Here is a 12,037-nt window from a genome sequence, read left to right as displayed (position 1 = left end):
GGCGGCCTATCCCTCAGGACCGGCCGCCGGACCTGACAGGCTCAGGCCTGGTTGTCCTGCACTTCGACAAACTCTTCCTGGCCTTCGATTTCCTCGACCAGACCGCTCAGGTTCTGCTGGCGGCCTTCGATGACCGCATCGGCGATGCCCTTGGTGTACAGCGCGATGGCCTTGGCCGAGTCGTCGTTGCCGGGGATGATGTAATCCACGCCGTCGGGAGCGTGGTTGGTATCGACCACGGCCACGACCGGGATGCCCAGGGTGCGGGCTTCAGCCACGGCGATCTTGTGATAGCCCACGTCGATCACGAACAAGGCTTCGGGCAGCGTGGTCATGTCCTTGATGCCGCCGATCGACTTGTTCAGCTTATCCAGTTCGCGCTGGAACAGAAGACCTTCCTTCTTGATCATGCGCTCTGCGCCACCCTCGGCAACGATCGCTTCCATGTCCTTCAAACGCTTGATCGAAGCCTTGACCGTCTTGAAGTTGGTCAGCATGCCGCCGAGCCAGCGGGCATCGACGTAAGGCATGCCGGCACGGGCGGCTTCCGAGGCGACCAATTCGCGCGCGGCGCGCTTGGTGCCTACGAACAGGACATTGCCGCCTCGGGCAGACAGCTGCTTCACGAACTTGGTGGCATCAAGGTACTTCTCAACCGTCTTTTCCAGGTTGATGATGTGAATCTTGTTGCGGCTGCCAAAGATGTAGGGGGCCATCTTCGGGTTCCAGTAACGGGTCTGGTGACCAAAGTGGACGCCGGCTTCGAGCATTTCACGCATAAGGGACATAATGTTCTCCTAGGGTTTGGACTTGCACGCTCGCCAGCACCCATACGCCTACTGTTGAATCGGCAACGGGCACCCTGGTTGGCAAGGTGCGGGATTTGGCGCCAGGCTTTAGGGCTTTATCTGAGGGATAAACCTTGGGCCATGCGCCGGAAAGCCTATAATTCTACTATTTTCCAGGGCAATCCCTCAAGTGGATTGCCTACGGGCCTTAAACCCCGTTCCGAAAACCGGGACAAATCGCCAAAATTCAGCTGGACACGCCATGGCAATCGAACTCATCACCGACCCGGCCGACCTGGCCAAGATGCGCGCCGCCTGCCAGGACGCCGCACTCATCCTGGATTACCTCACGCCCTTCGTCAAACCGGGCGTCACCACCGGCGAACTCGACCGCCTGTGCATGGAATACCTCACCGACGAACTCAAGGTGAAGTCGGCCACCGTGGGCTATGCGCCCCCTGGCTACCCGCCCTTCCCGGGCGCGATCTGCACCTCCGTCAACCATGTGATCTGCCACGGCATTCCGGGCGACAAAATCCTCAAGAACGGCGACTCCATCAACCTGGACGTCACCATCATCAAGGATGGCTGGTTCGGCGACACCAGCCGCATGTACGCCGTGGGCGAACAATCGATCCTGTCGCGCCGTCTGATGGAAACCACCTTCGAATGCATGTGGAAGGGCATCCAGCAGGTGCGCCCCGGCGCCACGCTGGGCGACATCGGTCATGCCATCCAGAGACACGGTGAGGCTGCCGGCTTTTCCATCGTGCGCGAATACTGCGGCCACGGCGTGGGCCGGCGCTTTCACCAGGATCCGCAAATTCTGCACTACGGCAAGCCGGGCATGGGTATCAAGCTGGTGCCGGGCATGATCTTCACCATTGAACCCATGGTCAACGCCGGCCGCAAGGAAATTCGCAACCTGTCCGACGGCTGGACGGTGGTCACGCGTGATCACAGCCTGTCGGCGCAATGGGAACACTCCGTCCTGGTGACCGAGACTGGCTACGAAGTGCTGACCGTCTCGCCCGGCGTGCCGCAGCCTCCGGCCTTCATCACCGAGCCTCTGGCCGTTCCCGCCCTCGCCTGATTCCGCCCCCGCCGTTCGCATGAGCTTCACCGAGCTTGCCCAGATCAAGTCCCAGGTACAGGCGGCGCGCGCCGCCGCCATTGCCCGATTCCGCGACCACGGCCGCGCCGACACGCTGCTGGCTGACCTGCGCCGCGCCGTCGACCAGGCCCTGCGCGACCTGCTGACGCTGCGCCCATTGCCTGCAGGGGCTGCCCTGGCTGCCGTAGGCGGATATGGCCGCGGCGAACTCTATCCGCACTCCGATGTCGACTTGCTCATCCTGCTGCCGCAGGCGCCCTCATCCGCCGACGAAGCCGCCGTCGAAGGACTCGTCGCATCGCTCTGGGACCTCGGCCTGGAACCCGGCCACAGCGTGCGCACCATTGAGGACTGTGAACGCGAGGCTCAGGCCGACATCACCGTGGAAACTGCGCTTCTCGAGTCGCGCTGGCTGGCTGGCAGCCGCAGTCTTTTCAGGCGTTTCGGATCGGCCATGGCCGATTGCCTGGATGCACGTACTTTTTTCCTGGCCAAGCGGGTCGAATTGCAGCAACGCCATGCCCGCCATCAGGAAACGCCCTACGCGCTGGAACCGAACTGCAAGGAATCGCCTGGCGGCTTGCGCGATCTGCAGGTGATTCTATGGATGGCGCGCGCCGCCAACTTCGGCCGTGGCTGGGGCCAGATCGCCCAGGCAGGCCTTCTCACGCCGACCGAGGCGCGCACGCTGCGCAGCGCCGAGCAGGCGCTCAAGCGCCTGCGCATCGAGCTGCACCTACTTGCCAGCCGCCGCGAGGACAGGCTGCTGTTCGACCTGCAGCCGGGCTTGGCGCAGGTATACGGCATCGCAGACACGGCCACCCGCCGCGCCAGCGAACTACTCATGCAGCGCTACTACCGCGCCGCGGGCCAGGTGACACAGCTGAACGTAATCCTGGTGCAGAACATTGAAGAGCGCCTCTTCCCGCGGCCCGACAGCGAAGCGATTGTCATCGACACCGATTTTCGCCAATTGCACGAGCGCTTGGACATCGTCAGCGACGATGCCTTCGAGCGCAATCCCAGCCTCATGCTGCGCGCCTTTCTGGTCATGCAGCAGCACCTCACGCTGACCGGCATGTCGGCGCGCACCATGCGGGCCATCTGGCACGCGCGCGGCCGCATCGACGCGGACTTTCGCAAAGATCCGGCCAACCATCGCCTGTTCCTGGAAATCCTGCAGCAGCCTCAAGGCATCGTGCACGAACTGCGTCGCATGGCCATGCTTGGCGTGCTGCCCCGCTATCTTCCCGTGTTCAAGCGCATTGTGGGCCAGATGCAGCATGACCTGTTCCATGTCTACACGGTAGATCAGCATACGTTGCAGGTGCTGCGCAACGTGCGCCGCTTCACCATGCCCGAGCACGCGCAGGAATACCCGCTTGCCAGCCAGTTGGTCGCCGGACTGGAAAAGCATTGGCTGCTCTACGTAGCCGCACTGTTTCACGACATCGCCAAAGGCCGAGGCGGTGATCATTCCCAGCTGGGCGCCGTCGAGGTGCGCCGCTTCGCCAAGCAGCACGGACTGTCTGCCGAGGACGCCGAACTGGTCGAATTCCTGGTGCGCAACCATCTGTTGATGTCGGCCGTGGCGCAAAAGCGCGACCTATCTGACCCGGCCGTCATCGAAGAATTCACCCGCCAGGTGCACGACGAGCGGCACCTGACCGCACTCTATCTTCTGACGGTGGCGGACATTCGCGGCACCAGCCCGAAGGTCTGGAATGCCTGGAAAGGCAAGCTACTCGAAGACCTGTACCGCCTGACGCTGGAAAGGCTGGGCGGCAGGCGCGTGGACACCGGCACCGTCCTGTCACAGCGCCGCGATGAGGCCACGCGACTGACCCGCCTGGCCGGCCTGACCGACACCGAACGCGACCAATTCTGGCAGCAACTGGACGTGGCTTATTTCTTGCGCCACGAGCCTTCGGAGATCGCCTGGCACACGCGTCATCTCTACTATCAGAGCGCCCCGGGCAAACCCGTGGTGCGCGTGCGTCCGACCGAGCACGCGGAAGGCCTGCAGGTCATGGTCTACACGCGCGATGTGCCGCAGCTCTTTGTCAATACCTGCGGGTATTTCGACAGCAAGTCGCTCAGCATCCAGGATGCGCGCGTGCATACCACCCGGCATGGCTGGGCGCTGGACAGTTATATCGTCCTGCCACAGGAGAACGGCAGTGATTTGCGCTCGCTCGCATCCCTGGTGGAACACGAGCTGGCCGAAAGATTGACCCATGCCAACGCGGCGCCGCCCAGCGGCGCGCGTACGCGCCAATCGCGCCGCTCCAAGGCCTTCCCCATCGTGCCCCAGGCCGAACTGCAACCCGACGAACGCAGCCAGTCCTGGCGTTTGATGGTAACGGCCACCGATCGGCCCGGGCTGCTTCACGCGCTGGCCAGGGTCTTCTCCCGGAACGAAATCAGTCTGATCATGGCCAAGGTCATGACGCTGGGGGATCGCGTGGAAGACGTTTTCATCATTTCGGGTCCCACTCTGGATCGGCCGCGCGTCCAGATGCAGTTCGAACGCGATGTGCTGCAAGCGTTGGCCGGCGAAGAAACGCAGCAAGACTTCGCGCCGCTGGCCGGCCCCATGTGAGTACAATGCTTCGCACACTTTCCCGGCCCCTATCCGCATGGCCTTCTACGACTACGCCTCAGCCTTCGGACGCAGCTTCTTTCTGGCCTTCGCCACGTTGCTGCCCATTCTGAACCCACCTGCTGTCGCACCTATTTTCCTGACCTTGACCGACGGCGCCTCGCACGCCACGCGCGTCGACCTGGCTCGCCGCGTAAGCATCAATGCCACCCTGCTGATGATCGGCTCGCTCATCGCGGGCAACGTAGTGCTCGGCTTTTTCGGTATATCTTTGGCCGCCGTTCGCGTGGGCGGCGGGCTATTGGTTATTTACAGCGGCTGGCGGCTGGTGAACTCGGCCGATGCCGACACCGAAGACAAGGCCCGGATGGCCGAGGTCTTCACTCCCGAAATCGCGCGTGCGCGGGCTTTCTATCCGCTGGCCTTTCCCATCTGCGTGGGCCCGGGCTGCATTTCTACGGCCATCACCGTGGGCGCCTCGCTGCGCGGTCAGAACCCGTCGCCGCTGCTGAACGCGATTCAATACGCAGGCGCCCTGCCCGGCCTGCTGGCGGTGGGTTGGGTCCTGTTTCTTTGCCTGCGCTTTGGCGAACCCCTGTTGAGCAAGCTGGGCGCCAACGGTACGGCCATTTTCATGCGCATGTCGGCCTTCGTGCTGCTGTGCCTGGGCGTACAGATATGCTGGGACGGAGCCCACGATCTGTTCCTGGGTCTGATTCAGGATGCGCAGCATATGGCCCTGCACGCATCTTCGGCCTCATAGTGCGGATTCAAATCTCGAACTCATTACTTTCCTCAGCCCCCCATATATGAATGCCATATCGTCTTCCCGCAATCGACTGCCCCTGGTCTTGATTGCGCTGTTCTCCTTCGGCGCCCTGGCCGTGGCGCTGGTGTCGCAATACGTCTTCTTCATGCAGCCTTGCGCATGGTGCGTGTTGCAGCGCCTGATCTACCTGGTGATCGGCTTATTGGCCGTGCTCGGGCTGGTCGGCGGCCGCCTGGCTGCCAAGCTGGCCACCTTGCTGACCGTGTTGCTGTCTGCCGGCGGCATGGTCGCCGGCTGGTATCAATACAGTGTGGCCTCGCACCTGGAAACCTGCGCGCAGACCTTCGCCGACCGCTTCATCAGCGGGCTGGGACTGGATGCATCGGTCCCCACGCTATTCGGCATCTATGCCATGTGCAAAGACGCCATGGTTACGGTGTTGGGCGTGCAGTATGTCGTATGGAGCATGGCGCTCTTTGCGATCATCCTGCTAGTCGCGCTGGCGGCATTTATGAAACGCCGCTGAAGTTTTTGTGGTCAGCCCGCCCGCGGTTGCGGCATACGGGTATTTCAGCTGCGCGCAACGGTATTTTTGCGCCGGTACATTTCCTGATCTGCATGCCGCAGCAAGGTCTGCGGATCATCGCCATCGCGCGGATACAGCGCATATCCGATCGAGGCGCCAATAAATACTTCCTCGCCTGCCGGAATGTCTTCCAGTGTGGTGAGCGCCGGTTCGAGAACGGATTCCAGGCGCCTGCGCTCGCAGACTGCCTTCGCATCGTCGTCCACGTCCGGCAGCACCGCGACGAACTCGTCTCCCCCCCATCGGACGAGCACGCTACGCTTGTGCAGCTCGCCCTTGATACGCTGCGTGACTTCAGTCAGGGCGCGATCGCCATTTTCATGGCCCCATCGATCATTGAGCGGCTTGAAGCGGTTCAGATCGATGAAAAACAAGGCGAAAGGCCGCGCAGAACGCCCGTCCTCGGCCTTGCGCATGAACATGGCGAGGATATGCTGCAAGGCGTCGCGGTTCGCGCAGCCGGTGAGCTTATCGGTAAACAGGCTGTCACGCATATGGTCGAAGTTATGCGCCAATTCACCGATCTCGTCGTTGCGGTCGACGTGGATCCGCGCATTGATTTCTCCCTGGCCTACCTGGCGTACCGCATGAGCGAGCTTGCGCATGTCCTTGGCGATTCCGTTGAATAGGTACAGGCCCATGGCCAGCGCAAGGCCCAGCGCAAGCATGCCCAGCGCAAGCACCAAGATCACGTTCCGGCGAACGGCAGCGAGCATGTTTTCCTCGGGAATCGCCACCACGGCGATCCAGTTCAGGCCGCCCTTGTCCAGGATGTGCGTATACGCGATCTGAATTTTCCCGTCGTGCGCATCGCTTGCCAGGGCCGTACCCGTGGGCGCGCCAGACTGCGCAAAGATCGGCCGCAGTTTCGCATAGACGGCCTCGAACATCGGATCACCGCTTGTGCCGGCGTAAACGCGCTCAAGTCCGCCATTTGAATCGAGCCGGACATTGGATGTGTCCGACGCGGCGATCAAGGCGCCATTCGGTTCCAGGATGAATATCTGTCCGCCACGAATCAAGGGCAGCCGATCCACGAAACGCTGCAACGCATGCAGGAACACATCCGTCGCGACGACGCCTTCAAACTCGCCCGTCTTGGACAGGACACGCCGAGCGAGCGTCATCACCAGGTCGTGTTTGTCGAAATCGATGTACACCGGCGTCCAGACCGGGCCGTCGGCATGGCTTGCGAGCTTGAACCAGAGGCGGGTGCGTGGATCGAAGACCTTGGTATCGGAAAAAATTCGCGTCGGCGTGCCGGTAATGCCGTCGAGCGAGAAACGCTGGCGCGGCTGGCCGGGCTGGGTATTGAGCCGGATCTCGGCGTGGTTCCCGTCCTTGCGCAGCAGACCGATGCTCTGGCCGGCGATATTGCCGTAATACACGGGGGAGTACACCGTTGCACGCAGCGACGCCGCAGTCCATAGCCGCTTTTGCAAGCCGCTCAGATCACTGCCGATGTCAGCGGCTTCGGGCAGCCCTTCGGGGAAGGCCGCCTCGAGCACGGCACCGGAATAGCGGACATCCTGCCCGATCGCCTGGGCGATGCGATCGGTCATTTGCGCCATGAGCTGCTTGGACAGCCCGGAAACGGTCATGCTTTCAGTCCAATACCACAACACGCCAAGCACGCCCGTCAGCACTGAAATCAGCACCACGAAGGGCAGGATCAGCGAGAGTCGCAGTGAGGATCGTCTACGGTCCACGGACTTGGAAACTCAAGCGTCGCTGGTCACATGGCCCATATTGAACTGCAAGCCGCCGCAAGCTTCCTCGTCTCCGGAGCTGCCGCCGCGCGACTGGCTCAGGCGGGCCAGGTATTCGGGCGTGATGTCCCCGGTGACGTACTGGCCGTCGAAGCAGGAGGCCTCTACGCGCTGCAAGGCCGGATTCAGATCGCGGATGGCTTGTTGCAGATCGCTCAGGTCTTGATAGATCAGGCCGTCCACACCGATGGTGCGCGCGATCTCCTCATCGCTGCGCCCCGTGGCGATCAACTCCTGAGGAGTGGGCATGTCGATGCCATACACATTGGGAAAGCGCACCGGCGGCGCAGCGGAGGCGAAATACACTTTGTTCGCGCCGGCGGCGCGCGCCATGTCGACGATTTCGCGGCTGGTCGTGCCGCGCACAATCGAATCGTCAACCAGCAGCACGTTCTTGCCCTTGAACTCCATGCCTATGGTATTGAGCTTCTGGCGCACGGACTTCTTGCGCACGGCCTGGCCCGGCATGATAAAAGTGCGGCCCACGTAGCGGTTCTTGATGAGTCCTTCGCGGTAGTTCAAGTTCAGGCGCGAGGCCAGCTGCATGGCGGCCGGACGCGACGAGTCGGGAATGGGCATGACCACGTCGATATCGCCCAGGCGCATGGTGCGCGCCACCTTGTCGGCCAGGTACTCGCCCATACGCAGGCGGGCGTCATACACCGATACGCCGTCGATCAGGGAATCGGGACGGGCGAAATACACATATTCGAATACACAGGGCGAAAGCTGCGGATTGTCGGCGCACTGGCGGCTGACCACGCGGCCATCCAGATCGATGAACACCGCCTCGCCGGGCAGCACATCGCGCACGAAGCTGAAACCGCTGCCCTCCAGGGCCACGGATTCCGAGGCAGCCATCCACTCCACGCCTTCTTCGGTCTCCAGCTTGCCCAGGCACAACGGACGTATGCCGTACGGATCACGGAAAGTCAGCAGGCCGTAGCCCGAGATCTGTGCCACGACCGCATAGGCGCCACGCGCGCGCTTGTGCACCATGGACACGGCGCGAAAAATCGCATCGTCGTCCAGCGACGTGCCGCCGGCCGCCGACTGCAGCTCGTGCGCCAGCACGTTGAGTAACACCTCGGAATCGGAATTCGTATTGATGTGACGCCGATCCACGCGATAGAGCGATTCGCGCAGTTCGCGCCAATTGGTCAGATTGCCGTTGTGCGCGAACATAATGCCGAACGGCGCATTCACGTAGAAGGGCTGGGCCTCTTCCTCGCTGTCGCTGGAACCGGCCGTGGGATAGCGGACCTGGCCTATACCGCTGCTACCGGGCAGCGAGCGCATGTTGCGAGTGCGGAACACGTCACGTACCAGGCCGTGGGCCTTGAACATGTTGAAGTGGTTACCGTGCGACGTAGCAATACCTGCGGCGTCTTGCCCTCGGTGCTGCAGCAGCAGCAGGCTGTCGTAGAGCAACTGATTGATCGGCCCGCGCCCGATGACCCCGACGATTCCGCACATGGTGAGTTCCTTACTTAATTGATGCTCGAATACTGCGTGTTTGGCGGCAGCAATTGCGCCAGCGAACGAGGCAGCCGCAATGTGATCTGTTGTACCGCCTCAACTGCCAGGGGCGAGAATTTCGCCTCCTGCCACCAAGGCTCCTTAGGCAATGTGGTGTATCCGCATACCACCACCAGAGTCAGGATGATGAGCAGCCCCCTGATCAGGCCAAAAATACCGCCCAGGCCGTGATCGGCGGGGGACAAGCCCGTCACGCGAATCAGCGCGGCCAATGCCATATTGACCAGGCCCACGGCTAGCAATGTCGCGATGAATACCGCAGCATATGCCGTCCCCGCACGCAGCAGCGGATTATCTATCAGATGGACCAGCCAGCCGGAAGCGACGCCCCCCCACCATATCGCGGCAACGAACGCCAGCACATATGCAACCAGCGACAACAATTCCTTTAAAAGGCCTCGCGCCAACCCCAGTACGCCCGAGGCGGCCAGTATGCCCAGAACGGCGAAATCGAACCCGGTCACTGCGTCGCGATGAAGCCGTTGTCATAACCCAAAGCGCGTAGGCGCGCCTGGGCGGCCTGGGCTGCGTCGCGCGAGGGGAACGGACCCACGCGCAGACGATACTGGGATTTGCCGCCCGAGGTAAAAGGCTCGATATACGCGTTGGTAATGCCCGACTGGCGCAGCTTCGCATAGCGTGACTGAGCATCGGACTGCGCGCTGTAGGCCGCGATCTGCAGCACATAGTTGCCGGCGCTCTGAGCCGGCTTGACGGGTGCGGAGACGGGCGGCTTGCGGCCTTCGAGCAGCGCAATGGCGACCGATCCGTCATCGGTGCGCATCACCGGAGCAGGCTTGATTTCCGGCAGCTTGCTTTCGGCGGGTTTGGGCTGTGACTTCGGGTCCTGCTTGGCCTCGGAACGCTGCAGGTCGGCCATGGCAGGCGCTTCGGGTATGAGCGCCGCAGGCGTTGCGGCAGACGAGGCCGGGGAACTGCCTGCAGCGGGCGCAGGGTTAACTACGCCAGATGCGGGCTGAGCTGCGGGTGCAGGCGTTCCGCCCTGGGCGGACTGCTGCGCCTGGGGATCGGATACCGCAGGCTGATAAGGCGCATCCTTGCCGGGAATGCGCACCGAGACATCGTCGGCCACCTGCGCAGGACGTGAGTCCAGCACCATGGGCAAAATAATGACAGCGGCTAGCACCAGGATCACGGAGCCGGCCAGACGCCTGCGGGCGCGGGCGCGCAATTCGGCCGCCTGGATCTCGCTGGACACCGGTGGCCGCCGTACTTCGCCTTTCCTGGTCGTGGCGGATTCTTTGCGTGTGAATAAGCCCATTATGGCGCCCGATGTCTGTCGTTGCTATCCGGTTTACTGCCCGATATCCGGCCAACCGGTCAGGTGGATCGGCCTAGCGCCTGCATGACGGCGGACACGGTGAGAAAGGAGCCGAACACGAGAATTCTATCATTCTCCCCTGCCATTTCTCGCGCTGCCGCATAAGCCGCAGCCGGGTCTCGGCAAGCCTGCACGCTAGGGGCCTCGCCGTCCTCCGGCAGCGTCGCCAGTGCGGCCCGTACCTGTCCGGCCAAGGCATCGCCGGTGACGCCACGCGGCCCCGGCAGCCCTGCGCAATACCAATGGTCGATGCGGCGGCCCAGCTTGGCCACTACCCCGGACAGGTCCTTGTCCGACAACATGCCGAATACGGCATAGGTGTAGGGGTGATAGCCCATATTGTCAAGATTCTGCGCCAGCACGGCCGCCGCGTGCGGATTGTGCGCCACGTCGAGAATGACTAGCGGCTGTCCGGGCAGGATCTGGAAGCGCCCCGGCAGCATGGCCTGCGCCAGGCCCTGGCGCACCGCCTGCTGCGGCACCGACAGCCGGTCGCGCACGGACTCAAGCGCCGCCAGGGCGGCAGAGGCATTGAGCAACTGATTGGCCCCACGCAGGGCGGGATAGGCCAGCGCCGCGCGGCGCTGGCTGCGTCCGCCATAGGCCCACTGCTGACGGTCGCCCGAATAATTGAAATCACGGCCGAACAGCCAAAGGTCTGCGCCGATCTTGCCGGCATAGTCCAGCAAGGACTGGGGTGGCACCGGGTCACTGCAGATGGCTGGCCGGTCGGCGCGATAGATATGGGCCTTCTCGTAGCCTATGGCCTCCCGGGTGTCGCCCAGATAGTCCATGTGATCCAGATCGACGCTGGTAACGATCGCGCAGTCGGCATCGACGATGTTGACGGCATCCAGGCGCCCGCCCAGCCCCACCTCGAGCACCACGGCGTCGAGTCGGCTCTGGGAGAAAAGACGTAGTGCCGCCAGCGTCGTGTACTCGAAATAGGACAGGCTGACCTGGGCGCGGGCCACTTCGATGGCGTGAAACTGCGCAACCAGATCACTATCTGTCACTAATTCCCCGTTGACGCGGATCCGTTCGTTGAAATGAATAAGGTGCGGCGACGTATACAGACCCACCTTGTAGCCCGCGGCCAGCAGCATGGCCTCTAGCATGGCGCAGGTCGACCCCTTGCCATTAGTGCCCCCCACGATGAACTTGACCGCGTCCAGTTGGATATCCAGCCGCCGGGCCACTTCGCTCACCCGTTCCAATCCCATGTCTATCGGCTTGCCGTGCAGAACTTCCAGATAATGCAACCAGCCATCCAGGGAGGTGGCGGCATTGGGGGGGGCGAGGACGGACATGGGCAAGACTGCAAGGGGAGACGATCCACCATTTTATCAGTCAGGCCGACCCCGTCCCGGCCTGGGGTAGCCACGGGAAGCAGGACTTCCGAGGCTGCGCGCAGCGTGCCGTTTCATGGGAAAGGTGCCGTGCACCTTGATAATTACCCTGAATTTTCAATAATTTATGTTTATTGACAATCTCGCCTGAGTATTTGCTTCGATTTCTAAAGTTTACT

Annotated in this window: 10 protein-coding genes; 4 read left to right on the top strand and 6 right to left on the bottom strand. The window is 62.4% G+C overall.

What is annotated here, in order from left to right:
• Positions 1–41: 41 nt before the first annotated feature.
• Complete coding sequence (gene rpsB, locus H143_RS0115200) at positions 42–788, bottom strand: 30S ribosomal protein S2 (RefSeq protein WP_019939118.1); 747 nt, start codon at positions 786–788, stop codon at positions 42–44.
• A 268-nt stretch (positions 789–1,056) separates the two neighbouring features.
• Between rpsB and map the strand changes: the two genes are divergently transcribed.
• Genes map through H143_RS0115180 form a run of 4 tightly spaced genes read left to right on the top strand, consistent with a single transcriptional unit; the run spans position 1,057 to position 5,799 of the window.
• Complete coding sequence (gene map, locus H143_RS0115195; RefSeq protein WP_026350112.1) at positions 1,057–1,881, top strand: type I methionyl aminopeptidase; 825 nt, start codon at positions 1,057–1,059, stop codon at positions 1,879–1,881.
• A 19-nt stretch (positions 1,882–1,900) separates the two neighbouring features.
• Complete coding sequence (locus tag H143_RS0115190) at positions 1,901–4,504, top strand: [protein-PII] uridylyltransferase (RefSeq protein WP_019939116.1); 2,604 nt, start codon at positions 1,901–1,903, stop codon at positions 4,502–4,504.
• 37 nt (positions 4,505–4,541) lie between these two features.
• Positions 4,542–5,267: a MarC family protein gene (locus H143_RS0115185; RefSeq protein WP_019939115.1), complete on the top strand. Its 726-nt coding sequence runs from the start codon at positions 4,542–4,544 to the stop codon at positions 5,265–5,267.
• Positions 5,268–5,322: 55 nt separating this feature from the next.
• The gene (locus H143_RS0115180; protein ID WP_026350111.1) at positions 5,323–5,799 is read left to right on the top strand and encodes a disulfide bond formation protein B; all 477 of its coding nucleotides are present in this window, start codon (positions 5,323–5,325) and stop codon (positions 5,797–5,799) included.
• A gap of 44 nt (positions 5,800–5,843) precedes the next feature.
• Here the strand turns inward: H143_RS0115180 and H143_RS0115175 are convergent, their stop codons facing one another.
• The 5 genes from H143_RS0115175 to folC are packed head-to-tail and all read right to left on the bottom strand — an operon-like array spanning position 5,844 to position 11,819.
• Positions 5,844–7,568, bottom strand: coding sequence for a diguanylate cyclase domain-containing protein (locus H143_RS0115175; protein WP_026350110.1), 1,725 nt, complete (start codon positions 7,566–7,568; stop codon positions 5,844–5,846).
• Between the two features lie 12 nt (positions 7,569–7,580).
• Positions 7,581–9,104: an amidophosphoribosyltransferase gene (purF, locus tag H143_RS0115170; protein ID WP_019939112.1), complete on the bottom strand. Its 1,524-nt coding sequence runs from the start codon at positions 9,102–9,104 to the stop codon at positions 7,581–7,583.
• Positions 9,105–9,118: 14 nt separating this feature from the next.
• Positions 9,119–9,631 (bottom strand): CvpA family protein, encoded by a 513-nt coding sequence (locus H143_RS0115165; RefSeq protein ID WP_019939111.1) that lies wholly within the window; start codon positions 9,629–9,631, stop codon positions 9,119–9,121.
• On the bottom strand, positions 9,628–10,449 hold the full coding sequence (locus H143_RS0115160) for an SPOR domain-containing protein (RefSeq protein WP_026350109.1): 822 nt from the start codon (positions 10,447–10,449) through the stop codon (positions 9,628–9,630). Before H143_RS0115160 ends, H143_RS0115165 begins: the two co-directional genes overlap by 4 nt.
• 59 nt (positions 10,450–10,508) lie before the next feature.
• On the bottom strand, positions 10,509–11,819 hold the full coding sequence (gene folC / locus H143_RS0115155) for a bifunctional tetrahydrofolate synthase/dihydrofolate synthase (protein WP_019939109.1): 1,311 nt from the start codon (positions 11,817–11,819) through the stop codon (positions 10,509–10,511).
• Between the last annotated feature and the right edge of the window lie 218 nt (positions 11,820–12,037).

The sequence above is a fragment of the Bordetella sp. FB-8 genome (genome assembly GCF_000382185.1).
In the GTDB taxonomy this organism is placed as follows: Bacteria; Pseudomonadota; Gammaproteobacteria; order Burkholderiales; family Burkholderiaceae_B; genus Bordetella.
Note: the sequence above shows the minus strand (reverse complement) of the source record. Positions and strands in the feature narration are given on the sequence as shown.